This is a genomic window from Haloechinothrix salitolerans (assembly GCF_042662605.1).
Taxonomy (GTDB): domain Bacteria; phylum Actinomycetota; class Actinomycetes; order Mycobacteriales; family Pseudonocardiaceae; genus Haloechinothrix_A; species Haloechinothrix_A salitolerans.
The window spans coordinates 2662852-2688186 of sequence record NZ_JBHSXX010000001.1; the positions used below are offsets into that span (position 1 = coordinate 2662852).

General features: G+C 63.2%; 22 protein-coding genes and 1 pseudogene. 12 read left to right on the forward strand and 11 right to left on the reverse strand.

Annotated elements, in window-relative coordinates; genetic code table 11:
* Window positions 1-294 precede the first annotated feature (294 nt).
* Together ACFQGD_RS12595 and ACFQGD_RS12600 are read right to left on the reverse strand one after the other, a co-directional pair.
* The gene (locus tag ACFQGD_RS12595; RefSeq protein ID WP_345393094.1) at window positions 295-3147 is read right to left on the reverse strand and encodes a branched-chain amino acid ABC transporter permease/ATP-binding protein; all 2853 of its coding nucleotides are present in this window, start codon (window positions 3145-3147) and stop codon (window positions 295-297) included.
* A 104-nt stretch (window positions 3148-3251) separates the two neighbouring features.
* Entirely contained in the window at window positions 3252-5477 is a 2226-nt protein-coding gene (locus ACFQGD_RS12600; RefSeq protein ID WP_345393091.1) for an MFS transporter, read from the reverse strand.
* An 833-nt stretch (window positions 5478-6310) separates the two neighbouring features.
* Here ACFQGD_RS12600 and ACFQGD_RS12605 point away from each other — a divergent pair.
* Window positions 6311-6571: an IS3 family transposase gene (locus ACFQGD_RS12605; protein WP_390183551.1), complete on the forward strand. Its 261-nt coding sequence runs from the start codon at window positions 6311-6313 to the stop codon at window positions 6569-6571.
* 499 nt (window positions 6572-7070) lie between these two features.
* Here ACFQGD_RS12605 and ACFQGD_RS12610 read toward each other — a convergent pair whose 3' ends face one another.
* Window positions 7071-8579 carry an IS1634 family transposase gene (locus ACFQGD_RS12610; protein ID WP_425557298.1) on the reverse strand — a complete coding sequence of 503 codons (1509 nt, stop codon included), beginning with the start codon at window positions 8577-8579 and terminating at the stop codon, window positions 7071-7073.
* Window positions 8580-8869: 290 nt separating this feature from the next.
* Between ACFQGD_RS12610 and ACFQGD_RS12615 the strand changes: the two genes are divergently transcribed.
* Window positions 8870-10150: a glycosyltransferase gene (locus ACFQGD_RS12615; RefSeq protein ID WP_390183554.1), complete on the forward strand. Its 1281-nt coding sequence runs from the start codon at window positions 8870-8872 to the stop codon at window positions 10148-10150.
* Between the two features lie 243 nt (window positions 10151-10393).
* Window positions 10394-10579, forward strand: a pseudogene (locus ACFQGD_RS12620) (IS701 family transposase); the annotation flags it as partial.
* 180 nt (window positions 10580-10759) lie between these two features.
* On the opposite strand, the gene ACFQGD_RS12625 reads toward ACFQGD_RS12620, so the two are convergent.
* Together ACFQGD_RS12625 and ACFQGD_RS12630 are read right to left on the reverse strand one after the other, a co-directional pair.
* A protein-coding gene (locus tag ACFQGD_RS12625) for an IS3 family transposase (protein ID WP_390221019.1) occupies window positions 10760-11949 on the reverse strand; the annotation gives its coding sequence in 2 pieces (ribosomal slippage) (window positions 10760-11697 and window positions 11697-11949; 1191 coding nt in all).
* A gap of 204 nt (window positions 11950-12153) precedes the next feature.
* Window positions 12154-13343 (reverse strand): IS3 family transposase gene (locus tag ACFQGD_RS12630; RefSeq protein WP_390221050.1). Its coding sequence is split into 2 segments (ribosomal slippage): window positions 12154-13091 and window positions 13091-13343, totalling 1191 coding nucleotides; the frame shifts between segments, so codons are not numbered across the junction.
* A 575-nt stretch (window positions 13344-13918) separates the two neighbouring features.
* Here ACFQGD_RS12630 and ACFQGD_RS12635 point away from each other — a divergent pair.
* Both ACFQGD_RS12635 and ACFQGD_RS12640 read left to right on the forward strand, forming a co-directional pair.
* Complete coding sequence (locus tag ACFQGD_RS12635) at window positions 13919-14518, forward strand: hypothetical protein (RefSeq protein WP_345398923.1); 600 nt, start codon at window positions 13919-13921, stop codon at window positions 14516-14518.
* A 72-nt stretch (window positions 14519-14590) separates the two neighbouring features.
* On the forward strand, window positions 14591-15313 hold the full coding sequence (locus ACFQGD_RS12640; protein WP_345398920.1) for a helix-turn-helix domain-containing protein: 723 nt from the start codon (window positions 14591-14593) through the stop codon (window positions 15311-15313).
* On the opposite strand, the gene istB is transcribed toward ACFQGD_RS12640, so the two are convergent.
* The 6 genes from istB to istA form a co-directional block, all read right to left on the reverse strand.
* Window positions 15224-15799 (reverse strand): IS21-like element helper ATPase IstB, encoded by a 576-nt coding sequence (gene istB, locus ACFQGD_RS12645; protein ID WP_345398917.1) that lies wholly within the window; start codon window positions 15797-15799, stop codon window positions 15224-15226. The two genes, ACFQGD_RS12640 and istB, sit on opposite strands and share 90 nt — an antisense overlap.
* 64 nt (window positions 15800-15863) lie before the next feature.
* On the reverse strand, window positions 15864-16958 hold the full coding sequence (locus ACFQGD_RS12650; protein ID WP_345398882.1) for an integrase core domain-containing protein: 1095 nt from the start codon (window positions 16956-16958) through the stop codon (window positions 15864-15866).
* On the reverse strand, window positions 16958-17275 hold the full coding sequence (locus tag ACFQGD_RS12655; RefSeq protein WP_345398879.1) for a hypothetical protein: 318 nt from the start codon (window positions 17273-17275) through the stop codon (window positions 16958-16960). Before ACFQGD_RS12655 ends, ACFQGD_RS12650 begins: the two co-directional genes overlap by 1 nt.
* An 89-nt stretch (window positions 17276-17364) precedes the next feature.
* Window positions 17365-17574, reverse strand: a complete 210-nt coding sequence (locus tag ACFQGD_RS12660) for an ATP-binding protein (protein ID WP_345398935.1) — start codon at window positions 17572-17574, stop codon at window positions 17365-17367.
* 130 nt (window positions 17575-17704) lie between these two features.
* On the reverse strand, window positions 17705-17968 hold the full coding sequence (locus tag ACFQGD_RS12665) for a hypothetical protein (protein ID WP_345398932.1): 264 nt from the start codon (window positions 17966-17968) through the stop codon (window positions 17705-17707).
* A complete protein-coding gene (gene istA / locus ACFQGD_RS12670) occupies window positions 17965-19350 on the reverse strand; it encodes an IS21 family transposase (protein ID WP_345398929.1) in 1386 nt (461 codons plus the stop codon). The genes ACFQGD_RS12665 and istA overlap by 4 nt, the downstream gene beginning before the upstream one ends.
* Window positions 19351-19372: 22 nt before the next feature.
* Here istA and ACFQGD_RS12675 point away from each other — a divergent pair, with 22 nt between their 5' ends.
* The 7 genes from ACFQGD_RS12675 (at window position 19373) to ACFQGD_RS12705 (ending at window position 25211) form a co-directional block, all read left to right on the forward strand.
* Window positions 19373-20191 carry a DDE-type integrase/transposase/recombinase gene (locus tag ACFQGD_RS12675; RefSeq protein WP_345398926.1) on the forward strand — a complete coding sequence of 273 codons (819 nt, stop codon included), beginning with the start codon at window positions 19373-19375 and terminating at the stop codon, window positions 20189-20191.
* Window positions 20160-21349 (forward strand): IS3 family transposase gene (locus ACFQGD_RS12680; protein WP_390221019.1). Its coding sequence is split into 2 segments (ribosomal slippage): window positions 20160-20412 and window positions 20412-21349, totalling 1191 coding nucleotides; the frame shifts between segments, so codons are not numbered across the junction. Before ACFQGD_RS12675 ends, ACFQGD_RS12680 begins: the two co-directional genes overlap by 32 nt.
* A 74-nt stretch (window positions 21350-21423) precedes the next feature.
* Window positions 21424-21672, forward strand: coding sequence for a hypothetical protein (locus ACFQGD_RS12685; RefSeq protein ID WP_345392818.1), 249 nt, complete (start codon window positions 21424-21426; stop codon window positions 21670-21672).
* Window positions 21673-21940: 268 nt separating this feature from the next.
* Window positions 21941-22429 carry a site-specific integrase gene (locus ACFQGD_RS12690; RefSeq protein ID WP_345392815.1) on the forward strand — a complete coding sequence of 163 codons (489 nt, stop codon included), beginning with the start codon at window positions 21941-21943 and terminating at the stop codon, window positions 22427-22429.
* Window positions 22430-22462: 33 nt separating this feature from the next.
* Window positions 22463-22840, forward strand: coding sequence for a hypothetical protein (locus tag ACFQGD_RS12695; RefSeq protein ID WP_390221051.1), 378 nt, complete (start codon window positions 22463-22465; stop codon window positions 22838-22840).
* A 20-nt stretch (window positions 22841-22860) separates the two neighbouring features.
* Entirely contained in the window at window positions 22861-23169 is a 309-nt protein-coding gene (locus tag ACFQGD_RS12700; RefSeq protein ID WP_390221052.1) for a site-specific integrase, read from the forward strand.
* Window positions 23166-25211: a site-specific integrase gene (locus tag ACFQGD_RS12705; protein WP_345392809.1), complete on the forward strand. Its 2046-nt coding sequence runs from the start codon at window positions 23166-23168 to the stop codon at window positions 25209-25211. Before ACFQGD_RS12700 ends, ACFQGD_RS12705 begins: the two co-directional genes overlap by 4 nt.
* Window positions 25212-25335: the final 124 nt, after the last annotated feature.

Genomic DNA, 25335 nt, shown 5'->3' on the forward strand with positions numbered 1-25335 from the left:
CCGGAACTCCCTATGATCAACGAGCCCGAGTGTCAACCATCTCCCGCAGTTTCAGAGTTCCGTCACGAACGAGAAGGAGGCCCCTGATGGGCACAGAATACCCGTAGTACAAGGGATGATCCGTATACCGGCGGCAGTACGTGGGGATGTAAGTAGCCCAATCTGCGACGCGCCCATACACCGGCTCCTGACCTCGCATGGAAATGAGGGCTTGGCACAACGTTCTCGTGCGGGCGCCGATAATGCAGACGACCGGTTCCGCCGAGTCTCGATAGATGCAGGCGATTCAGGATTTCATGGCGAAACCCCGGCGACGATGTCGGAGCGTTGGATGGCGGTGGGATCGCCGCCCAGGTAGGCCGCAATTACCTGGGGGTCATTCCGGACGTGGTCAGGAGTGCCCACGGTGAGAATCTCGCCTTCTGCCATGGCCACGATGCGGTCGGAGAGCCCCATGACCATGGGAATGTCGTGTTCGATGATAACAAGAGTCATATGCAGGTCGCATTTGAGGTCGCGCAGCAGCGTCCCGAGGGCCTCGGTCTCCCGCTGGGCGATTCCGGACGTGGGTTCATCCAGCAACAGCAATGTCGGCTGCAGTGCCACCAGGCACGCCAATTCGGTGATGCGGCGTGTCCCGGTGGACAGTTCGAGAATCTGCTTCGAGCGGTACAGGCCCAGGCCCATGAAGTCGATGATTTCGTCCGCGCGTCGGCGCTTGGCGCCTTCGCCGAGGCCAATGCCGGCTATCGAGGAGACGACGCGGGTCGGCATGACCTTTTCGCACGCCAGCATCACAGTTTCGTGCACAGTCATGGTCGGGAACAGTCCCGCGTCTTGGAAGGACCGAATCAGTCCGAGCCGCCCTCGCGCCTCCGGGGACAGCGCGGTCACAGCACGACCCTGGAAGTGCACGGTGCCGGCGTCCGCACGGGTGAACCCGCTGATGAGCTCGAAAGTGGTGGTTTTGCCCGCGCCGTTGGGCCCGATCAGTCCCATAGTCTCGCCACGGCGGACGTCGAACGACACCCCGTTCACGGCGTGCACACCGCCAAAGGACTTGCGCAGCCCGCTGACCTCCAGAAGCCTCTCCCCTCTGGGGTGCCCATTGCGGGGCCGTACCTGTTGCGATACCGACGCGGTCAGCACATCCGAGTGTGACCTGCTCGGCCTACCCATGGGCATCTCACCGTGATCGGCGTGTCCGTCGCGTCGCGCGAAAGCAGCGTCGACGTCGATGCCCGCCCGTGTACCAAGCCAGCGGACGAGGTGGTCGCGCATGGGCACGAAGATCTGCGCCAGGCCTTTCGGCAGGTACATGATGATCAACAGCTGCCCGAACGAGGTCGCGGCCAGGCCCGCGGCGCCCAAGGAGACGAATGTGGGGAGACCCATCACGAACAGGGCGCCTACCAGGGGCCCCGCCAGCATCGAGATCCCGCCGATGACTGCGATCTTGGCGATGTCGATACTCGCCGTCACGGGAAAGGTGGTTTCCCCGATTAAGGACAGCGCGTGCCCGTACATCGCGCCGCCGACGCCAGCGATGAAGCCCGCGATGAGCATGCCCTGGAGCTTGACCGCAGTGGCCCGGACGGTGAAGGCCTTGGCGTTGTCCTCGTTGTCTCGCACGGCGACGAGCAGCCTGCCAAATCCGGATGTCCGGACATTGCGAGTCAGCAGCAGCGCGCCCACCACGGTGACGAGCCCGACGAAGTAGTACGACTTGCCGGTGTCCAGCGGAAGCCCGAACACGATCGGTCTGCCGGGGTCGACGCCGTCACCGAGACCCCACGCCTGGCTGACGATCGCCGCGGGGACGGCGAGGGCGAACGCCAGAGTCGTGACAGTTATCAGCATCCCGCGGATCCGCAACGCCGGTAACCCGACTGCAACGGCGACCAGACCGGCGACGATACCAGCGTAGGCGAAAGATAGCGGGAACCAGCCAGTGCGCATCGACACGTGATACGACACCGTCGCACCAACCGCGGCAAACGCGAACTGCCCCAAGGTCAGCTGACCACCGAGTCCGGTAATCACCGTCAACGACAGAGCGACGACCGCGTAGGCGAAGATGACGGTCATCGATACCGACGCGCTGTGCGTGATCATCAGCGGGAGCAGCAGCGCCACCCCTAGCGCGCCGATCCCAGCGATCCAACCGAGATTGCGCACCATCCACAGCGACCGCAGTTCGTCCGGCAGCGGTCGGATCGCCTGCACCGCGGCCCAGCTGCCCTTCTCCTCGTCGCGGCCGCCCGCGGTCTTCTGCACCAGCAACACACCGGCGATCAGCACGAACAAAGCAATCTCGACCGCGCCGCCGAACGGAAAGTTCCATTTCAGGACCTGCTCGATGACGCCGAGCCCGAGCCCGGCGACCACCGCCACAGGGATGCTGGACATACGGGCCAGAACCGCGCCGGCCAGTGCGAACAGCAAGAGGCTCGGGCCGAACGACTCGGCAGTAGTGAACCCCTTCGCCGGCTGGGTCAGGATGGCGGTGAAGGCCGCGAAGACCCCCGACAGGCCCCACGCCAGCGACGACATCCGCGACGCGAAGATCCCTGACATCCGGGCGGCTTCGGCGTTCGCCGACGCGCTGCGGATGCCGATCCCGAATCTGGTCCGTTTCAGGAACAGGCCTAGTGCGATGACCAGAATCGGGGAGAGGATGAGCATGCCTGAGTAAGCCGGAGAAACGCGCAGCCCGCCCATCATAAAATCCGGCATCCCGGTCGGCTGCGGATACAGATGGGCTGCGCCGGCCTGGTCGTTGACGGCGAACCCAAGCAGCAGCATGAACTGGCCGACGCCCAGGGTGGCTACAATGCTCATCAGTCGCGGCGCGTTGCGGAGTCTGCGAACCACGACGACCTCGGTTGCGGCCGCCACGGCACCGCCCACTGCCAGAGCGAGAGGGAATGCGACCCAGTACGGCAACGTCCACTCGACGACAGCGAGCCCGAAGACCGCGGCGGCGAACGCGCCGATGTTGCCGTGCGCGAAGTTGATCACCTTGCTGGTGCGGTAGACGATCACCAGGCCGGCGGCGAGCAGGCCGTAGGTGGTGCCGACGATCGCGCCGAGCATCAGCACCGGCGGCGGCGCCTCCAGTACCCCGGTGGGGCTATTGGTCCGCATCGACGACAACGTCGGCCATACCAGTAATGCCACGACTGCGAGGGCACCGGTGACCACGAGGGTTTCTGGCCGTACAACGCGGTGGAGTTGAGCCGTGAAGGCGTTCACAGTGCAGCCCCCTTGGTCGCTCCTTCGAGGAACACCGCACGCAGGAGGTCACCTCGTGCCAGCAGGTCCGCGCTCGGGCCGTCGAACCGGATCTGGCCCTTCTCCATGAAGTACGCGTGGTGAGCAACGCTCAGTGCCACGTTGACGGACTGTTCCACCAGCACGACGGCGGTGCCGCGCCGGTTGATCTCGCGTACCAGCTCCAGCAATTGGCCCACGATCACCGGCGCCAGGCCGAGGGAGAGTTCGTCGATCAGCAGGAGTCGGGGTTTGAGGATCAGGGCCTTGGACAACCCGAGCATCTGCTGCTCTCCGCCCGACAGCGTGGCCGCCAACGAATGGCGCCGTTCGTGCAGGCGTGGGAAGGTTTCAAACGACCGCTCAATTGCCTGGTCGACCACCTTCGGACTGCGTCCCAACGTGTAGCCGAAGGCGCGCAAGTTCTCGACGACGTTCATCGGTCCGAAGACTGCGCGTCCGCCCGGGATCTGACTGATGCCGAGCCGAACACGGCGTTCGGCGTCAAGATAAGTCACGTTCTGCCCCCTATAGCGAACCGTGCCCGTTGTCGGCAGTCCGATCCCGGAGACCACCTTCAGCAAGGTCGACTTGCCTGCCCCGTTAGTGCCCAGCAGCGCAATCATCTCCCCATCGTCGACCGTGAAGTCGACATCGAAGAGCACCTGAAGCTGCCCATAGGAGAAGTTCACTCCTCGGCACGCCAACATCGGCACACCAGCCCCGGACGAGGTGAGATGACACACCTCCTCGTCCTCGACGATCTCGTCGATCAAACGGTCCAGGTCGGCGGCAACAAGATCTTTAGCGCTGCGAATGATCAGCGCACCTATAACTCCGGGAATCAACAGCGAGATCATGGCGCCCGCAATGCCATAGCGCTCCTCGACACCCGACAGGAGGAACACTCCCAGCAAACTTCCCGAGGCCATGTAGATCCCGATCAACGCGGCCGCGTGCGGACGCCACGCTGCCTCCACCACTGACAGCTGCGCGATACCCAGTAGCGGGGCCAGCACCCCGATCAATGCCTGAGCTGCGGAGAAGAAAACCACCATGGCCACAAACCACGGCATCACTGCGGCGACGACGATGCACACCACGGCGGCTATCAGCGCGATGCCGACGACATCCAGCACCCCGCCGGGGTTCTGCCTGAAGATCGCCTCGCCCCGCGGCCCGTAGAGCAGCAGGGCGACCACACCGACCGCGGCGGTAAATCCGAAGAACACTCCGCGCTCACCGGCATCCATACCCCACCTCTCATCCAGAAAGAACGAGAGGAATGTGGTGTAAGGAATAACCAGAATGCCGAACACCAGGTAGCCGACAGCAAGCCGTCGCACCGTGGGGACAAGGAGCAGACGTCTGGTGATCTCGAAGAAACCGAGTTGCACCGCCTGCGACGACAGTTGGTCTGCGTGCGCGTGGTGGCTTTCGCGTACCGTCCTGCGGATTTGTTCGGTGTCCCACTTGCCGTATCCCGGATCTCGCAACCCGAGTGCAAAAAGCGCGCCGATAATCGAGACGATGCCTAGTATGAGGAATACACCCCGCCACGTCAGCCCGAGCACCGACGCACCGAGTGTCACTAACAGCGGCGCGACGATACTCGTACTGCGCTCGAACGCCTCACGTATCGCCAGCAGCCGTACCCGGGCCGGCGGCGGATATATATCCATGATCAGCGGCCGGTGAAGGGCGACTGCGCTGCCCACTAGCAACCCATCCGTGACCAGTACGATTCCCAAGCCCCACAGGTTGACCACCAAGCCGGTGCCAGCGGTGATAAGGCTCCACCCAAAGGCCGTGATGATGCACAATGCGGCTCGCCACGCGCGATTCTGCGTTAGCGCGGCCATCGGCAGTGGCGACACCGCATGCGCGAGCGCCTGTAGGGTGCGCATCCCTGCTATCGCCGCGATGCTCAACCCGAGCGAACGAGCAATATCCGGTGTGAGGACCGTGAAGACATACGTCTGGAACTGATCAACGATGGCCAGTCCACCAAGCGCTAGGACTGGGTACCAGCTGGTGTTGTGCTCGCGCAGCGTCTTACGCAACGGCGGAGTGCCCTCCGTGCCTGTGAAGCCCAGCTGTTGACGCGCTCGGGCGTGCAGACCGTCCCGCCTACGCTCGAGGTCGGACAGCACGGCCGTTGCTGCCCCGTCGATCGGCTGTCCGTTCCCTAACGCCTTGGCCACTTCGATGTCCGTCCGTCAGTGTTCGCGAGGAACCTCATGGCAACGCTCTCCACTCGTAGTTGAATCGCACATGGAACGAGCTGTCACCGCAGGAGTCCTCTACAACAGCTTTCCAATGCAAACTCTCTTGAATATCCGAAAATCATATACACATTGGCCAGCTCCCTTGCTGGCGGCGCCAGACCAGATGAAAAATGACCGAAAGCAACGATGCTGACACGCTGAAATACGATATGAGTTTAGGTCCGACTGGGAGAATTATCTAAGTACCATCAACCGGGGTCAACAATCGATCCTATATAATCTCCTGCATTATACAAAAATCTTATTTCGATGCGATGAAATCCGCCCAAAATCCTACAACGCTATCTCAATTCATAATAGGAGATCAACTATTACCTCGTCGTTCGTGCTGCAGCCTCACCATGCGGCGCCACAAAAGAGGCAAGTTAGAAGCGGTGGCAACACGATAAGAACCTCAACAAGCCGAGCGACGTCGCCCTGCGTGCGCTATGGTGCACGAGGACGCTGCAGCATGGACAAGGTATACCCCCGCGCTGACTCCTGGGCAGAGAACTCTAGCAACTTCGAGGTTAAGAGCACTTATCCGGGTAAGTTAACAAATACAGGGCCATACGGCCACAAGTTATCCTCCTCACCTTCGTCCGTTGCGTCCAGCCCCATGTCCGAAGATCACCGCGATGCAGATAGGCCCCGTCAAGCACGAGGTAACGAATAGCCCGCCAGCTTGCCGAGATACTTCGCCGTAGGATCCACGGCACCGAAGACGAGTTGGGCAACGAGAAACTCCGGACTGGCGACCGGTTCCCCTCGTGGAAAGCTCTCCAGTAAAAGTACGACGTCAGCGAGAAAATTGTACAAAACGCGGGTTGGTCCCTAGCCTCGCGCTTTCGTTCTTCTCAACCCTTGAACACGAGATGTTATCGCGCCACCATTTCACTACCCGAAAGGAGGCCCGTCAAGTCATTGTGGAACGGGTGGTCGATTTCTACAATCGACGCCGACGCCACAGTTCCTGTGGCATGATGTCCCCGATCGACTACGAAACCACTGCGGCCCAACGAGCCGCCTAGGGAAGCCCTCCACGATCCCCGGGGGAAGCTCAGACCGGTGTAGACTGGGCTCAGGGCCTTAGCGATCTTCTCCCAGTACACCCCAAAGTCTTCGGCATTCGTTCGTCACGCACAACACTGAGGGGTTGATGGGGTGGGCACGGGGCGTTGTGTCATAGTGACGCTGGTGCGATGTTGATCAAGTTCTGGCGTTGGTGTTCTCGGGATTGTCGTCGTAGGTCATCCAAGGGGTTGAGGAGGATGAAGGGACGATCGTAGTCCGGGCGTCGACGCCGCTGGGGCCAGCGACGGGTGCCCAGGCTGCGCCGTGGAGACGAAGCGGGTTCATGCCCATGGATCAGTATGTTTCATAGGTTGTCAATAGTCAAACGTCGGCGTTTCATCATTCGACCTCAACCAGAACAACTCTTCCCCGTGGTGCAATACAAAAAGCCGATATCTCGCCGAAGGATTCGCAAGTACAACTAGCCCCATCTGCTAAGACCCGAGTTGGGCCAAATTAGTGTGCAGCTGCTCGAGTCTTGATCGCTTCGAGGATCTGCTGGATGTCGTCGGGTAGTGGGTCGGCTGCGGTGATCAGGTGGTCGCCGGCCTGGATGTGGACGGTGCGGTAGCGTCGGACGGTCTTGACGAACTTCTTGATCGACCAGCCGGTGGTGTCCTCGATCCAGCGGGAGACGGCCAGGGCGGCGAACACGATGGTCAGGTGCGCCTCGATCGAGTCTCTCGTGCGATGAAAGATGGGACGGGCCGCCAGGTCCGATTTGGCCATCCGGAAGCTTTTCTCGATCTGGAATAGCCGGTGGTAGGCGTCGATGACCTGCATAGATGTGGGGTCGGCGATGTTGGTGACGTAGCCTTTGATACCCGCCAGGGCGCGGGTTTTGGCCTCGAGTTCGCGGTTGACGGTCTTGGTGGCGTCGGTGAGCTTGACGAACCGGTTGCGCTTGACCGCGGCTTTGCCCGCGACGGCCTGTTCGGCCTTGCGGACCTGCTCGTCGATGCCCTTGAGTGTGCGCCGGGCCCGGTCGTGTTGGTACTGGTAGTACCGCACCTGGTTTTTGCGTTTGTCTTTCGACCCTGCGGGCCAGGGTTGGACGAAGATGTGCCCGTCCGGGATCGGCTCGCCCGGATGCTTGCGGCGCCACTCGTCGACGACGTAGGGAACCTCGGGAATTTTCATGCCGAGGATGAACGACAGGCCGGCGGCCTCGATGTCGGTCATGTTGCTCTCGGAGATCATCCCGGCGTCGGCGACGATGACCACATCGCGCAGCCGGTGGGCGGCCATGAACGCTGTGATCATCGGCAGCATGGTGGTGGTCTCCGCCTTGTTCCCTTCGAATGCGTTGACCATCAACGGAAACCCAGCCGCATCGGTCAGCAAGCCCACCGTGATTTGCGGTTCCAGGCGACGTTCCTTGGAGAACCCGGACTCACGAAACCCGTCGCCGGTGTCGGTCTCGAAGTACAACGTCGTCACGTCGTACAGCACATATGTCGCCGGTCCCAGGCCAACATGGTGGGCGCACAGCGCCGCCAGCCGTTCCCGCCACGAGTCCTGGGCATACGCCGGTAGCCGCCGCTTCAGCGTCCGGTAGGACACCGGCGCTATGCCAGCCTCCTGTAGTACCCGCAGCGAGTCCAGTTTGCTGGTCGGCTCGATGATGCGTGCCAGCACCAGCTGCCGGAACACCGCGTCCCCCTCGGCTCCGGTGTCGAACCCGAGAGCCTCGTAGGCCAGCGACAGCGCGTCCCACAGGTGCCCCATCCGCGAGGCCGTGATCGGCAACGGTCCGCCCGCCTCCGGTGGCGCGTCCAGCCCGAGGTCAAGCTCGCCCTGCCCGGAGGCGAGACGCTGTCGGGCGACGGTCTTGAGCAGCTCGAGCTCGGCGTCGTCATGAGCGGAGCCGATGTGCTCGATGTCGCGCGAGCCCTTGCGTGAGGAGTGCACGATCTGCACCGCACGCGCCCCGGAGGCGGTCTTCACGGTCCGGACGTAGGCCACCAGCCAACCTTAGGACCCAGATTTAGTGCACAAGTTCCGCCCACCCGAGCGAAGAAACCCCAGGTCAGCGAACCATGCCCCCGACCAGCCCCGATTCGTGGCCCAAGTCAGGTTTCATCATTCGACCTCAACCAGAACAACTCTTCCCCGTGGTGCAATACAAAAAGCCGATATCTCGCCGAAGGATTCGCAAGTACAACTAGCCCCATCTGCTAAGAAGACGACATGCGGCAGCCTCGACTTCCGTGACCGACCGCACTGCCGGTATCGCCGAGCCCACGGAGAAGGCCATGAGAGTGCTAGCCATCACGCAAGGGAGCCGGGGCGACATAGAACCATTTTCAGCACTAGCGCACGAACTCATCAAACGAGGCCACGAAATAGCCCTTGTTGGCCCCGCGTCTCAGCTAGATCTGGCACGTCATTTCGGAGCAACATGCTTTCCTACCATTGATCCAGTGCCTCGTCTAGTTGCCGATCCGGAAATACGACAGTCGATTCAACAAGGCTGCCACGGCCCTCGTGGATTTAGGCTGCGATACCGTACAATGAGAGTTGCCAGAGTTGCAATGACACCCATGCTCCGAGACATCCTAGAAGCAGCATGCATTTACCGCCCCAACATCATCGTTCATCACATCAAGCTTCCGGGAAATCAAATTGGAGAGTTTTTAGACGTCCCTTCGATACCCGTATGTTTCGATCCGTCCTACATTCCGACAAATTCGTTTCCGAGTCCGCGCTTCGGCCTTCCGGCTCCAAGATTTCTCAATAGACTTACGTACGTATCAGCGCAATATCTGATTCGAGGCTATATATCCGGGGTGCCGCAGTGGCGGGAACGCGATCTAGGCTTGCGCCCTCGACGAGGACACCTGAACGTTCTGCGCAATCCTGACGGCTCACCGACAGTCACGTTTCAGGCCATCAGCAAGCACATCCTCCAGCATCCACTTGACTACCCCGGCTGGGTTCACACCACAGGGTTCTGGTATGCACCACAGCAAGAATCGCGGTCACTGCCTGAAGATCTCGTTCGCTTTATAGACTCAGGTCCGCCCCCAGTTTATATCGGCTTCGGAAGTTTGTCTGGCACTGACCCGTACCGTGCAGGTTCAGAAGTCCGGGAGGCCGTTAAACGAGCACGAGTTCGAGCGGTCGTAGCCGCAGGTTGGGGCGGGATCCGAATCAGTGACCGCGATGAACAGATCTATTGTATCACCGGCGCTCCACACTCCGCGCTCTTCCCTCGCATGAGCGCAATAGTTCATCACGGCGGATCGGGGACAACCGCTGCTGCGTTGGCTTCCGGACGCCCCCAGGTCGTATGCCCATTCTATGCAGACCAACCGTATTATGCATCTCGAATGCATCAGTGCGGAGTGGCCGTCAAGCCATTGCATCAACGGTCGCTAAATGCGTCAGGACTATCGGACGCTATCAGATCAGTAGTAGATAACCTGGCTCTTGAGAGGCGCGCATTTGAACTGGCCGAACGTGTCCGAAATGAAGGAGGCGTCGCCTATTCAGTGGACGCGTTGGAATCTGTCGTCGAGCATTGGAAAACTTAAACGGCTTCGAGCCTGCTTTCGATATTGAATCCCCAGTTGGCGCATCCTAGTACGGCAGCCGGACTTCGTGATCTTGGGCGTGGCGGCGTGACGTAGAACGGCCACCGCGTGATCATGCCGGGTTTGTGTGGAACTCAGCTGATCTTGCGGTGCTCGCGGGCCACAGCGTATCGCCTGCCCGGTGGTGGGCGCATTTCGATGACCTAATGATGCGGACCGGGGCCGGTTCGTGCGGGGTGGAAACTGCGCCATCGGGCTCGTGACCTGCTGCTCGGTCTGGTGTCGGACCTGCAGGTTAAGAACTGCTGGACGATCGCCGAGCATGCCGGGCACAAGTCGCCGGACCGGTTGCAGCACCTTCTGCGCAAGGCGGTGTGGGAAGAGGACGCGGTGCGCGACGATCTGCGCGGCTACGTCGTGGAGCATCTTGAACCGTCACGTGTTTCCGCAGGTTAGTTCTGGCCCCGGTTGGTGCGGTTTGGCCGGTGGGTTTTGGCCCCGGTTTGGGTGTGGTCTGGGGCAGTTGTCCGGTCTATTTTGGCTCCGCCCTGTATGGGTGATCCTTCTGAGCGGCCTCGATCTTTCCGGACAGCTGTTTAGTGGGTCAATTCATGCCGCTTGCTGCCGGTTCAGGTACTCGTTGTAGACCTCATTTGGGGCCTTATAGTCGAGTCCCGAATGGAGACGTCGACTATTATATCTAAGTTCGATATAGGCAGCAATATCTGTCCTGGCCCTCTTTCGGGTGGAGTAGATCACTCGGTGAACCCGCTCGTTCTTCAGGGCACCAAAAAACGATTCGGCCATCGAATTGTCATAGCATATTCCCGTGCGTCCGACCGATTGCCTGATGCCCAATGATCGGAGCGTGCTGGCAAACTGGGCGGAAGTGTAATTGCTGCCACGGTCGGAGTGGAATATCGCCCCGCGTGCGATAGGATAGTTGCGTACGGCCATGCGAATCGCCTTCTCGATGAGAGGCGTCTGGTAATTATCGTCCATCGCCCACCCGATAACGCCCTTCGTATGACAGTCGATGACCGTCGCGAGATAAACCCAGCCCTCCCACGTAGGGATATAGGTAATATCGCCAACCATCTTCTCGCCGGGCGCGGATGCGGCGAAGTCGCGGCCAACGAGGTCGGGCAGCAAGCTGGCAGACGGCTCAGTCAGGCCGAGTCGCCACGGACGGGGCTGGCAAGGCTCGAGCCCCAGCTCACGCATGATGCTGCGGATCAGCTCAGGGGTGCACCGCTCACCCTGGCGCTGCAGCTGGGCGTGGACGCGCCGGTGACCGTAGGTCTCATCCGAATCGTCGAAAACCTTCGTGATCAACGGAGCCAGGTAGGCGCGACGCTGCGCCGTCGCGCACTTGGGCCGACAACGCCATTCATAGAATCCCGACTTCGACACACCCAACCATTCGCACATTTTGGTCACTGTGTACTTTTTCTCGCCAGTATCGGTCACTGCGCCCTTCTCCACCTCGATGAACTCGTACCTCTCGTTCACCGATACTCGCTCGCGAAGAAGGCTGCGGCTTTTCCCAGGAACTCCTTCTCCATCCGTAGCTCACGGACTTCCTTCTCCAGCTCACGCAGCCGCGCGCGCTCCGACACGGTCAATGGTGGCTCGTCCGCAGCATGAGCCTTCCGGTAGTCGTTCACCCAGTTACGAAGCGTTTGCTCGTTCAGCCCGTTCTCCCGCGCGACCGACGCCACCGGGCGGCCCGTCTCGACCACCATTTTCGCCGCCTCCTCCTTGAACTCAGGAGTAAACGACCGACGATTCTTTGACACTGGCTTCCTCTCTTCCGAACAAAAACCCTAGTGGGTTCGCTGTCCGGAAGATCAACAGCCCCTCATTCCGCGTGTTGGGTGATGTCGCTGCGGTGGTGTGGTGGCTCGGGTAGCGTTTGTTCGGCCGGGTGTCCACGGCGCTGCGTCCCCGACAGTCGCGATGAGCGGCCTCGATCTTTCCGGACAGCTGTTTAGTGGGTCAATTCATGCCGCTTGCTGCCGGTTCAGGTACTCGTTGTAGACCTCATTTGGGGCCTTATAGTCGAGTCCCGAATGGAGACGTCGACTATTATATCTAAGTTCGATATAGGCAGCAATATCTGTCCTGGCCCTCTCTCGGGTGGAGTAGATCACTCGGTGAACCCGCTCGTTCTTCAGGGCACCAAAAAACGATTCGGCCATCGAATTGTCATAGCATATTCCCGTGCGTCCGACCGATTGCCTGATGCCCAATGATCGGAGCGTGCTGGCAAACTGGGCGGAAGTGTAATTGCTGCCACGGTCGGAGTGGAATATCGCCCCGCGTGCGATAGGATAGTTGCGTACGGCCATGCGAATCGCCTTCTCGATGAGAGGCGTCTGGTAATTATCGTCCATCGCCCACCCGATAACGCCCTTCGTATGACAGTCGATGACCGTCGCGAGATAAACCCAGCCCTCCCACGTAGGGATATAGGTAATATCGCCAACCATCTTCTCGCCGGGCGCGGATGCGGCGAAGTCGCGGCCAACGAGGTCGGGCAGCAAGCTGGCAGACGGCTCAGTCAGGCCGAGTCGCCACGGACGGGGCTGGCAAGGCTCGAGCCCCAGCTCACGCATGATGCTGCGGATCAGCTCAGGGGTGCACCGCTCACCCTGGCGCTGCAGCTGGGCGTGGACGCGCCGGTGACCGTAGGTCTCATCCGAATCGTCGAAAACCTTCGTGATCAACGGAGCCAGGTAGGCGCGACGCTGCGCCGTCGCGCACTTGGGCCGACAACGCCATTCATAGAATCCCGACTTCGACACACCCAACCATTCGCACATTTTGGTCACTGTGTACTTTTTCTCGCCAGTATCGGTCACTGCGCCCTTCTCCACCTCGATGAACTCGTACCTCTCGTTCACCGATACTCGCTCGCGAAGAAGGCTGCGGCTTTTCCCAGGAACTCCTTCTCCATCCGTAGCTCACGGACTTCCTTCTCCAGCTCACGCAGCCGCGCGCGCTCCGACACGGTCAATGGTGGCTCGTCCGCAGCATGAGCCTTCCGGTAGTCGTTCACCCAGTTACGAAGCGTTTGCTCGTTCAGCCCGTTCTCCCGCGCGACCGACGCCACCGGGCGGCCCGTCTCGACCACCATTTTCGCCGCCTCCTCCTTGAACTCAGGAGTAAACGACCGACGATTCTTTGACACTGGCTTCCTCTCTTCCGAACAAAAACCCTAGTGGGTTCGCTGTCCGGAAGATCAACAGCCCCTCACGAGTTCCGTGGGCAACCGGCACTCCTCGTTCTGGACGTTGCGTTGTGCGACGGTTGAGTGATTTTGCGCTGGGTAGTGCCGTGTTTGCAGCTGGTGATGCGGAGTTCTCTTTGGAAGGTTTTTGTTCTGGTCTTCTGAAGGGAATCGTGGTTATGGGCCGTCTTCTTGGCGTTGTGGTCGTGCTGGTGATGTTGGGACCCTTGCGCGTCTGAGTCTGTGAACCAGATCCCGGTTTTAATTCCCGACCACTGAACGGGCTAAGTTGATCATCCGTTCAGGAGGTTTGGAGTGTCTCAGCCGAAGCCGGGCCGTTGTCGGGCGTCGTTGAGGGTGCCGACGTGGTGGGGGTTCGGCGTCGTTGGGGGTGCCGATGGCTGTGGGGCTGGTGGGGTGGGGTTGTTTTCGGTGGTCGGCGCCGTCACCGTGACGAGGTCGATGTAGGCGACGGCCCTCCCGTCGTCTCTGGCCGGAGCTCACGGGAGGGCCGTGCGGTAGCGCTTGGAGGCGCTGTGGTCACGGTAGAGGCTGATGTGGAGGGCGTCGAGCGGCGGCTGGTCGCCGGGGAACTGATTTGTCCGGGATGTTCGGGGGTTCTGGCGGGCTGGGGATATGGGCGAACGCGGCTGCTGCGTGATCGTCATGTTCTGGTTCGGGTGCGTCCTCGGCGGTCGCGCTGCATCGGGTGCGCGGCGACGCATGTGTTGCTGCCAGTGGGGGTGTTGCTGCGGCGGGCGGACACGTTGTCGGTGATCGGGGCGGCGTTGGCGGCCCGTGCCCGGGGGCTCGGGTTTCGGCGGATCGCTGTCGTGGTGGGGCGGCCGGCGGAGACGGTGCGGGGCTGGTTGCGCCGGTTCGCCGGGCGGTTGGAAGCGGTGCGGGTGGTGTTCACCCGGTGGCTGGGCGCGATGGATCCGGACCCGGTGATGCCCGAGCCGGCCGGAACACGCTGGGCGGATGCGTTGACCGCGATCACTGCGACGGTTCGTGCGGTGGGTCAGCGGTTCGTGCTCGGCGCGGTGACGCCGTGGGAGGTGGTGGGAGCGATCTCGTCCGGGCGGTTGCTGGCGCCTGGCTGGCCCGGGGAGTTGATCAACACGAGTTGCCCCTGACGCCGCGGTCGTTGATGCGGTGATCCTTTGCGCTTGTGTCCTGACTGGATCGAGCGAGGAGGTGGCCCGCGAATGGTTGGGCGACGAGATGAGCATGAGGTGCGGGCCGAGCGGGCCCGGCTGATCGGGTTGTTCCGCTACCAGCTGATCCGGGAAGCGGCGGATCCGGAGCTGTCGTCCAAGGTGCGGGGTCGGATGGTGCGCGCGATCGCCGCCGCCGAGCATGTCGATCCGTTCGGGCGGACGGTGCGGATCTCGCGGGACACGCTGGATCGTTGGATCCGGGCGTGGCGGCGTGACGGGTTTGATGCCCTCGTGCCGGTTCCGCGGCAGTCCAGTCCCCGCACCCCGAGCGAGGTCCTCGAGTTGGCGATAGCGCTGAAACGGGAGAACCCGCAGCGCACCGCGGCGCAGGTGCGCCGCGTCCTGCGCGGCCAGCTCGGCTGGTCGCCGTCCGAACGCACCCTGCAACGCCACTTCGCTGAGCACGCCCTCACCGTCGCCCCGGAGGCCGGGCGGCCGGTTGTGTTCGGCCGGTTTGAGGCCTCCCGTCCGAACGAGTTATGGACCGGCGATGCCCTGCACGCTCTGCGGATCGGCGGACGCAAGACCTATCTGTTCGCGTTCCTGGATGATCTGTCCGCGTACGACCTGACGTGGTTCACGGGGTACGACCTGGCGTGTAGGTCGGGGTCCGGCGTGGTGTCAGTCTGCCATGGGTGGTTCGGTGTCGGCGAGGCGGTCTTTCATGCGCCAGCTGGGGCCGTTGATGGAGATGACGTCGCAGTGGTGTAGGAGGCGGTCGAGAATGGCGGTGGCGAGGACTTCGTCGCCGATGATCGGTCCCCATTCCGAGAATGCTTTGTTGCTGCTCAGTATTATTGATCCGGTTTCGTATCTGCGTGAGACGAGTTGGAATAGTAGGTTCGCGTCTTTTTGGTCGAGTGGGAGATATCCGACTTCGTCGATGATGAGGACGGTGGGTCGCAGATAGGTGCGGATTTGGCGGGTGAGTCGTCCGGTGGCGTCGGCGGCGTGCAATTTGCGGATGAGTTCGTCGAGGGTGGTGAAGTAGACGCCGTAGCCGGCTTGGCAGGCGGCTATCCCGAGTGAGCAGGCGAGGTGTGTTTTGCCGACCCCGGGCGGGCCGAGCAGGGCGACGTTGGCTTTGGCTTCGACGAACGACAGGGCGGCGATGTCTTTGACCTTGCGGACGTCGAGGCTGGGTTGGAATGTGAAATCGTAGTCGTCGAGTGTTTTGTGGTGTGGTAGCCGTGACACTGAGGTGTGTCTGAGTTAATTGACCAATCGCGGGTTGAAATACCCAGCCACGGCCGGTGCGTGGTCATTGGTTCTCCTCAGGTGCTCTGCTTCGACGGTATGCCAGGCGGTTCTCGCGTGCTTGGGCGAGTCCGTCGCGTCGGTTCTTGCGGATGGCGTCACCTCGTCCTTCGTGTTCGTCGTCGGGCGTGACATACCCGATGGCGGCGTGCAGCCTGACCCCGTTGTATTGGGCCCGTACGAGCTCGAGTTCGGCTTCGAGCTCGCCGGGGTCGCGGATCTTTTCCAGGTGCGGCCACTCGCCCTTCACGTGCCCGAACAGCGTCTCGATCCACGCCTGATCGGTCGGTGTGCCGGGCCGTCCGAACTGGCGGGCGATGGCCACACCGGCGAGGAACTCGCGGGTGGTGTGGCTGCGCATCTGCGGCCCGTTGTCGCTGATGGCCAGCAGCAACGGCAGCTGCCCGTCACCGATCGCGGTGCCGACGGCGTCGCGGTCGCCGGAGGCCAGCGCGGCCACCAGCGCGTCGGTCGCGCGGGCGTCGGCGGCCGCCCACAGGTTCTCGGCCTCCAGCGCGTCGGTGAAGGCGACCTCGACCTGGGTGGAAGACTCCTCGGCCGACACCAGGGTGGTGATCCACTTGCGGGAGACGATGTCGAGGATCGCGATCGCGGCGACCCGGGCGCGGGTGAAGTGCGTGAAGTCGTAACCCCACACCCGGTTGGGCTTCCACTCCAGCCAGGGCGGCCACTCCGCCCGACCGATCGGCTCGCGGGGCGGCTGACCAGGAAGAACGAGCCGTTCGGCGGCCAGGATCCGCCGCACCGTGGACTCGGAGACATGCACCAGTCCGATCCGCGAGCCGCGGTGGGCGAGCTTGCGATGACTACGGTCGGTCTCGCCCCAGGTCTCGAACAGCTCCACGACCGCGGCCCGCTCGCCCGGCAGGATCCCGTGCAGGGGATGCCCGCCCGGCGGTAGGTCGTCCAGCCGCCCGGCGGCCTGGCGGGCCAGCCACGCCTGGTAGCGACCGTGTTCCAGGCCCAGCCGGTCACATGCCCGCCGCGCCGACCAGCCACGCTCGACGGCGTGCTCGATCAACTCGAGTAGGCCGGCCTTCACGTCAGCGTGCACCCGCGCCGGGACCGGGCCGGCCATCAGCCCCAGGCGGGTTTTCCCTCGTGCAGATGCAGCGCCACCGCCTGCTCGGTCACCGTGGCGCGCAGCCGCTCGGCCTCCGCCCGCGCCTCCTCCAACTCCAGCTGCTCGACTGTCTTGCCCGGCCGGCCCGGCCGAGCCGACAGCGCGGTCAGCGCGCCCTGCTTGGCGGTACGGCAGATCGTGGTCACCGTGGTGCGGTCGACCTTCCACTTCTGCGCGGCCTCCCGCTGCGTGCACTGCCCAGTCAGCACCGACACATACATCTCGTACTTCTGGCTCGGCGAGAGCAGCCGTCGCTGCTTGCGTGCCTTCATGGGCGTATTGGACGTCATCATCAGCCTCCGGAACGGTCAGACACACCGCTTCGTGGCTGGGTATTTCAAAGATCAAATGGTCATCTAACTCAGACGCAAGACGACACGCGTAACGCATTGCGGAATCGGTTGTCGTCTTTCATGCCGACTTCCTCGGCGGTAATCAGGTCCAGGAAATCCAGGTAGCCCATTTCTTGGTCATCGGCCCGTTTCACCAGTTCGGGCAGGTGGTTGGCAAGGTGGTTCAGCCCGAGTTTGGTGGCCTGGGCTTGAATGCGAGCGGACAACAGTTCACTCATCGTCGGTGTTTCTCCTTCGAGCTGGTGAATTATCAAGGGAAAATGCGAGGGACGGCCCCGGCCCCGGTGTCAGTCGGCCAGGCAGGGGTTTGCGTGAGGGGCCGGGGTCGGGACCGCCCGCGGGGTAGTGTTAGCGCTGCTGGGCGCGTTGAGCGGCGAGCAGTCGCCGCAGGACCACGCCGTAGCGGCCGAGTGCGGTGATCAGCTCGGTGACGCCGAACTGGGGGTTATTGGTGGCGCGGTAGGCGAAGTTGCCCAACTCGTCGAGGGTGTCGGCGCTGCAGTGCAGCAGCCAGTCCTCCAACATGTCGAGGTCGCAGCACAGCGGCACGGCGACGTGGGTATCCAACATGATCACCGAGTCGTCGTGATCAGCATGGTTGTTGGCGGTCACCACAGCGTCACCTCCGGCCCCTCGTCGGGCAGCTGGGTGGCGGTGTCGTAGCTGGACAGAGCCCGGCGGGCGACCGGAACCTGGGCGGCGCTGTTACGCGCCAGCAACGCCGACAACGGATTCGGCTCCACATCGGAGTCGAGCGGCACCACGTCCAGGGGTGTGTGCGGGCCGCCGTCGCGGATTGTGGCGCGGGTGTGCCCGTCGGGCAGGCCGTCCCAATGGGCCGCGTCGACCATCCACGAGCCCTTCCGCGGTGCCCGCGGGTGCACGGCCAGCACCGTGGCGCCGTCGGTGGCCAGGGTGTGGATGACCACCGATTCGCCGGTGACACGCACCTGCACCTTCTGGTGCGGGCGCACCAGGCGGGCGGGCACCGAGTACAGGCTGGACTCGAACGAGACCAGGCAGTCCTTGCCGACGGTGCGCAGATGCTGCTCGGCCACCACATACGGTGTCGGCGGCAATCCCAGCAACGCCGCCCGATCCGCCTCGGCGCGAACGGCGATCACCTCGCCGTGGGTGCGATGCACCTGTGCCCGCCGGATCGGCAACCACTCGGCAAACGCCCGATCCAACTCGGCCGGCGAGTCGAACGACCGTCCCGCCACGACATGGTTGCGCACGATCTCGACCTGCCGCTCAACGCGTCCCTTCCCGGTTGGCCGGTAGGCGGCCAGCACGTCGATCGTGAAGCCGTAATGCTCGGCGAACGCCGCCGCCTCCGGATGCAGCGGCACCGCCCGCCGCGGCGCGACATGCCGCTGGACCACCGTCTTGGTGCGGTCATAGACGATCGTGTGCGGCACCCCACCGAAGTGGGCGAACGCCCGCCGGTGGCAATCCCAAAACGTCGCCAGATCCGTGCTGTCGGTGAAACAACAGAACGGATCCCGCGAATGCGACAGCGTCATGTGGAACGAGTACACCGTGCCGATACCAGCATCGGCCAGCAGCGCACCCTCCTCACCCCAATCCACCTGAGCCTGGGCACCCGGTATCACCTCGAACCGGCGGTGCAGCCCAGACAGCGGGTTCTCATCACCGGCGGCCAGCTCCGCGGCGATCCGCGGCCGGGCCTCCTGCAGGTACATTTTCACCCGCTGATACGAGTGCTGGTAGCCATACTCGGCGACCAGGCGTTCATGGATCACCGTGCCACGCAGCTTGATATTGCTGCGCAACCACGCATCGATCACCTCCGTGAACGAGTCGATCACCCGCGGCTGCGTGCCCGCCCGCGACGACCCCACCGGCGGGACCGACGGCGCGTCGGCAGCCAAATACTTCTTCACAGTGCGCCAGTCGCAACCACACTCGGCAGCGATCTCGGCATACGATGCGCCCGCATCAAACAGGGCGCGGAAACGACGGATATTCATCCAGGACTCCGCATCCAGGATCATGGAAAGGGTCACCCTTCGGTTCTGTCTGCTTGGCCGGCTGACAAGAACCGAAGGGTGGCCCCCTTCACAGCGAGTAGGGACTCAACTCGCCGAGACCTCACCTACACGTGAGGCCGTACAAAATCCGACACATCAGGTCGTACGCCGACATGATCACTCCCGGACGGTCGTGGGGCATCGGTTCGGGTATGCCGAGGACACGGTGCGGCTGGCCGCCGCGCTGCGCCCAGCCCTGGCCAGCCGCGGGGTGCCCGAACGGATCTATGTGGATAACGGCAGCGCGTTCGTGGACTCGTGGCTGCGGCGAGCATGCGCCAGCCTCGGTATCGTCCTGACGCACTCGACCCCAGGGCGCCCCGAGGGCCGTGGCAAAATCGAACGGTTCTTCAAAACCGTGCGGGATCAGTTCCTCGTCGAACTCACCGGCGACGAGCACGAGACCGGGCGGCACCCAGTCGGCGATCTGCTGGAGCTGAACCGACTGTTCACCGCGTGGGTGGAAACCGTCTATCACCGCCGGCCGCACTCGGAAACCGGGACGCCGCCACTGCAACGCTGGCAGGCCGGCGAGCCGTATCCGTTGCCGAGTCCGGCGGCGTTGACCGAAGCGTTTCGCTGGTCCGCGCAGCGCACGGTCACCAAGACCAGCACCGTGTCGCTGCACGGCAACGTCTACGAGGTCGACTCCGCCCTGGTCGGTCGCCAGGTCGAGCTCGTGTTTGAGGGGCTGTTGATCTTCCGGACAGCGAACCCACTAGGGTTTTTGTTCGGAAGAGAGGAAGCCAGTGTCAAAGAATCGTCGGTCGTTTACTCCTGAGTTCAAGGAGGAGGCGGCGAAAATGGTGGTCGAGACGGGCCGCCCGGTGGCGTCGGTCGCGCGGGAGAACGGGCTGAACGAGCAAACGCTTCGTAACTGGGTGAACGACTACCGGAAGGCTCATGCTGCGGACGAGCCACCATTGACCGTGTCGGAGCGCGCGCGGCTGCGTGAGCTGGAGAAGGAAGTCCGTGAGCTACGGATGGAGAAGGAGTTCCTGGGAAAAGCCGCAGCCTTCTTCGCGAGCGAGTATCGGTGAACGAGAGGTACGAGTTCATCGAGGTGGAGAAGGGCGCAGTGACCGATACTGGCGAGAAAAAGTACACAGTGACCAAAATGTGCGAATGGTTGGGTGTGTCGAAGTCGGGATTCTATGAATGGCGTTGTCGGCCCAAGTGCGCGACGGCGCAGCGTCGCGCCTACCTGGCTCCGTTGATCACGAAGGTTTTCGACGATTCGGATGAGACCTACGGTCACCGGCGCGTCCACGCCCAGCTGCAGCGCCAGGGTGAGCGGTGCACCCCTGAGCTGATCCGCAGCATCATGCGTGAGCTGGGGCTCGAGCCTTGCCAGCCCCGTCCGTGGCGACTCGGCCTGACTGAGCCGTCTGCCAGCTTGCTGCCCGACCTCGTTGGCCGCGACTTCGCCGCATCCGCGCCCGGCGAGAAGATGGTTGGCGATATTACCTATATCCCTACGTGGGAGGGCTGGGTTTATCTCGCGACGGTCATCGACTGTCATACGAAGGGCGTTATCGGGTGGGCGATGGACGATAATTACCAGACGCCTCTCATCGAGAAGGCGATTCGCATGGCCGTACGCAACTATCCTATCGCACGCGGGGCGATATTCCACTCCGACCGTGGCAGCAATTACACTTCCGCCCAGTTTGCCAGCACGCTCCGATCATTGGGCATCAGGCAATCGGTCGGACGCACGGGAATATGCTATGACAATTCGATGGCCGAATCGTTTTTTGGTGCCCTGAAGAACGAGCGGGTTCACCGAGTGATCTACTCCACCCGAAAGAGGGCCAGGACAGATATTGCTGCCTATATCGAACTTAGATATAATAGTCGACGTCTCCATTCGGGACTCGACTATAAGGCCCCAAATGAGGTCTACAACGAGTACCTGAACCGGCAGCAAGCGGCATGAATTGACCCACTAAACAGCTGTCCGGAAAGATCGAGGCCGCTCAGTTCGACCCGTTCGACCTCACCCTGGTCGAGGTGCGCTATCACGGGCGCAGCTTCGGCACCGCGCTGCCGTTCCACATCGGCCGGCATGCCCACCCCAAAGCGCGTCCCGAAACCCCACCCGAGGTTCCCGAGCCAACCGGGATCAACTACGCCCACCTGATCGACGCCGCCTACCAGGCCGAGCTCGCCCAGGGCGTCAACTACGCCGCGCTGACCGACACCAGCAACGCACCACCCCGCGTGACCCACGATTCCGACGGCAGCGCGGAGACGTCATGAGTGGCCCACCCTCTGAGCCCGTCAGCGCTCGGGAGGTCGCCAAACTGCTGGCCTGGGCCCGCCGACTCAGCGACGCCGGACCCCACGCAGATCCCGGCGACAAGGTCCCTACCTGACAGCCAAGAACCTGCTCCTTTCCCGCATCACCCACACCGACCAGGAGGAACCGTGATCGAGAAATTACAGGGCTTCTGCCTGTTGACTGAACTAGGTGGGGCATATCCCCAGGTCAGTGACCCTCTACTGGTTGTGCTAAACATCTGCGTCCATGGACGAGACGCGCGTTCCGTCGCGGGATCTGGCGACGCTGGTGGTGCCCCAGGTTGGGAGGCTGGCGGCTACCGGCGATGAGTGGGATCCGTACCGGTTACTCGACGGCGGCGGGGCGACGGTGGAGTCGGTGGCGGCGTTCTTCCGTGAGCTTCAGGCCGCCGGTCGTTCAGGAGCGACGCTGCGGTCCTATGGGATGGACCTGCTGCGCTGGTTCCGGTTCTGCTGGGCGGTCGGCGTCGACTGGGATCGGGCGACACGAGTCGAGGCTCGTGACTTCTGCCGCTGGCTACAGGTCGCGGGCAAGCCTGCTCGCGCGCATTGGCGTCGCCCGGGCCAGCCTCCTAGCGGAGCGCCTTCGCCGGCACGGGCGTATGCGCCGTCGGTGCGTGCACATAGCGAGACGGTGCTGCGCGGCTTCTACGAGTTCCATCTCGACCTCGGTGACGGGCCGATCCTGAACCCGTTTCCGCTGGAGCGGTCCTGACGCGGGCGGCGGCCGCAGGCACATCACAACCCGATGGAACCGCACCGCAACGAACGCACCGGGCTCTACCGGCCAACCGTGCCCACCCGGATTCCTCGCAGCGTCCCGGACGATCAGTTCAACGAGATGTTCGCTCGGCTGCCCTCGCACCGGGATCGGGCATTGGTGGCGTTCTACGTGTCGACCGGAGCACGGGCCTCGGAGCTGCTGTCGGCCACCCAGGGCGGTGTCGACCCTGGCCGGCGTCTGATCACTGTTGTCCGCAAGGGCAGCAGGCAGCTGCAGGAACTGCCGGCGTCGCCGGATGCGTTCGTTTGGTTGCGGCTCTACCAGGTCGAGATGCAGGAGCTGATCCCCGCGGGCGCAGTCAACCGCTGTGGTGGACACTGCGCCGGCCGACCCGCCCGCTGACGTATCACGCGGCTCATCGCATGTTCGAGCGGGTCAACCAGCAGGTCGGCACGAACGCCACGCTGCATTCGTTGCGCCATACCGCGGCTTACCGGATGGCCGAAGACCCGGACCTTCCGCTGACTGACGTGCAGCTTGTCCTCGGACACGCCGCGTTGACCACCACACAGCTGTATTTGACGCCGCGCAAGGAAGAAGTCATCCGACGGATGCTCGCCCATCACGCCGAGCAGGCTCGGCAGGCCGCGGCGCGGGTGGCCCCTGCTCCGGCGCCGGGCTACCGCCCGGAAACGCTGGGCGTGTTGTTCGGGACGGAGGTATCGTCATGACCGCGGTGATCGAGAGAGTCCAGGAATCAGTATGGATGAAACGCCGCGCGGCAGGCAGGACGCGGTTCCCGGCCCGACCCGCGGCGGAGGCATGGGATGCGACCCAGCAGCCGCGGGATGTGGTGCTGGCGCGCTTGACCGCGCCACCGTTCGTGCAGCACAAACCCAACAGCCAGAAGGTGCGTGCCAGTGGTCTGAGGTTGCTGCTGGACTGGCTTGAGGAGCAGCCCGGCACCACCTGGCAGCAACGGTGGCTGGCCAGCGGAGCCGAACAGGCCGGTGCCGACTGGCGGAAGGTGACGGCGGCATGGTTGCGCGCTCGATCCGAGCCAGCGCAATGGCGCCAGTGGGCGCTGTCCGGGGCGGTCATCGTCGCGACGTGCGGTGACATCATCCGCCCGTCCCTGTCCTGGCTGGCGGGCGGATCGACGGGCCGGGGAGCGCTGGTCCGCAACATGGCCCGCAGCCGCGACGTCGAAGGGTTCGCGCGGTTGCGGGCCATGTGTGACACGGACGCGGACCTCAGTCCGGCCGAGACGAAGCGGACCCTCTACCGCAGCGCCAACATCCTCGCGGCCAAAGGCGGCACCCTGTCCGACGTCGCCGTCGGCGATGTCCTGGAACTGCTGGATACCGAGAACGACGTCCTCGTCAAGCGAGCTGCGGGCACCACGGCGTTCTATCGCACGCTGCACCGGATGGGCATCTTAGAACCCGATGCGCCGAGCTCGCTGCGGGAGCTGCGCACTCTGGGGCAGCTCACCCCCGCTGAACTGGTCGATCGCTACCAGCTGACCTGCCGATCGGTGCGCGATCTGCTGGTTGCCTACCTCTGTGAACGGCAACCCACGCTGGACTACGCGAGCGTGAAGTCGCTGGCGCATTACCTGGTCGGGCTGTTCTGGGCCGATATCGAACGGCACCACCCCGGGATCGACAGCCTGAACCTGCCGGCCGAGGTCGCCGCCGCATGGAAAGAGCGTCTACGCAGCAAGACAACGCGAGTCCGCACCGACAGCGGCACCAACAGCGACGTCCGCGTTCCTCGCATCAGCTACCGGGAATCTCTCATGCCGGTGCGAGCGCTCTACCTTGACCTCGCATGCTGGGCCGTTGAGGACCCCGCCCGGTGGGGTCCCTGGGTCGCGCCCAGCCCGGTCAGCGCCCAGGAAATCGAGGTCCGCAAGGCCAAACGTCGGCACAAGTCTCGAATGGACGCTCGCACCCGGGAACGGCTTCCGGTCCTGCCGAAGCTGATCCACTCTGTCGACCAGCACCGCAAGGACGCCGAAGCGCTGCTCCACGCGGGACGCAACGCCGGTCCCGGCGACACGTTCACCGCCGCGGGCCAGACGTTGGTGCGCGCGGACACGCCCCACGCTCGCGCTGGCAAGGTCTGGGTCGAAGATCCCGACACGGGGCAACGCGAGGATCTCGTGCTTGCCGAGGACTACGCGTTCTGGACCTGGGCGGCGGTGGAGGTTCTGCGAGCCACTGGGGTCAGGATCGAGGAACTCCTCGAACTCTCCCACCACAGCCTGGTGCAATACCGTCTGCCCACGACCGGGGAACTCGTGCCGCTGCTGCAGATCGCCCCATCGAAGACCGATACCGAACGGCTCCTGCTGGTCAGCCCCGAGCTCGCTGACGTGCTCGCCGCGATCATTGGTCGGATCCGCAACGAATCCGGTGCCATTCCACTCGTGACCGCCTACGACCATGAGTGCGTCTGGCGTGACCCGGCGCCGCTGCTGTTCCAGCGCCGCGTCAACATCGAACACCGCGCCCTCACCCCGGACTTCGTGCGCAAGTTGCTCTCCAAGGCCCTGGCCCGCACCGACCTGACCGAGCCCGACGGCAGTCCGTTGCGCTATACCCCGCACGATTTCCGAAGGTTGTTCATCACCGACGCCGTTCTCAACGGGCTGCCGCCGCACATCGCACAGGTCATCGCGGGTCACCGCGACATCAACGTGACACTCGGCTACAAGAACCCTCGGGAATTGCATCCAACGGGCGAGAAACTGCGGGTCGCCTGCTGAGAGCGCTTCGGCAATGCCGGTGGTGGGCGGCTGCGACACGCCGTCTGACCTGCGTCGCTTGCCGAGTGATCCCGTTAGGTGCATGATCCCTGCCCCAAACGGTCCTGGTGATCTTGGTTTGGAG

Excerpts from the sequence above, each read along its gene's own strand:
- ACFQGD_RS12595 (WP_345393094.1), bottom strand. The coding sequence starts at position 3,147 with ATGCGGACCAATAGCCCCACCGGGGTACTGGAGGCGCCGCCGCCGGTG.
- ACFQGD_RS12615 (WP_390183554.1), top strand. The coding sequence starts at position 8,870 with ATGAGAGTGCTAGCCATCACGCAAGGGAGCCGGGGCGACATAGAACCA.
- ACFQGD_RS12660 (WP_345398935.1), bottom strand. The coding sequence starts at position 17,574 with ATGAGTGAACTGTTGTCCGCTCGCATTCAAGCCCAGGCCACCAAACTC.
- ACFQGD_RS12690 (WP_345392815.1), top strand. The coding sequence starts at position 21,941 with ATGGACGAGACGCGCGTTCCGTCGCGGGATCTGGCGACGCTGGTGGTG.
- ACFQGD_RS12675 (WP_345398926.1), top strand. The coding sequence starts at position 19,373 with ATGGAAAGGGTCACCCTTCGGTTCTGTCTGCTTGGCCGGCTGACAAGA.
- ACFQGD_RS12700 (WP_390221052.1), top strand. The coding sequence starts at position 22,861 with ATGTTCGAGCGGGTCAACCAGCAGGTCGGCACGAACGCCACGCTGCAT.
- ACFQGD_RS12650 (WP_345398882.1), bottom strand. The coding sequence starts at position 16,958 with ATGGCCGGCCCGGTCCCGGCGCGGGTGCACGCTGACGTGAAGGCCGGC.
- ACFQGD_RS12695 (WP_390221051.1), top strand. The coding sequence starts at position 22,463 with ATGGAACCGCACCGCAACGAACGCACCGGGCTCTACCGGCCAACCGTG.
- ACFQGD_RS12640 (WP_345398920.1), top strand. The coding sequence starts at position 14,591 with ATGGTTGGGCGACGAGATGAGCATGAGGTGCGGGCCGAGCGGGCCCGG.
- ACFQGD_RS12655 (WP_345398879.1), bottom strand. The coding sequence starts at position 17,275 with ATGAAGGCACGCAAGCAGCGACGGCTGCTCTCGCCGAGCCAGAAGTAC.
- ACFQGD_RS12705 (WP_345392809.1), top strand. The coding sequence starts at position 23,166 with ATGACCGCGGTGATCGAGAGAGTCCAGGAATCAGTATGGATGAAACGC.
- istA (WP_345398929.1), bottom strand. The coding sequence starts at position 19,350 with ATGAATATCCGTCGTTTCCGCGCCCTGTTTGATGCGGGCGCATCGTAT.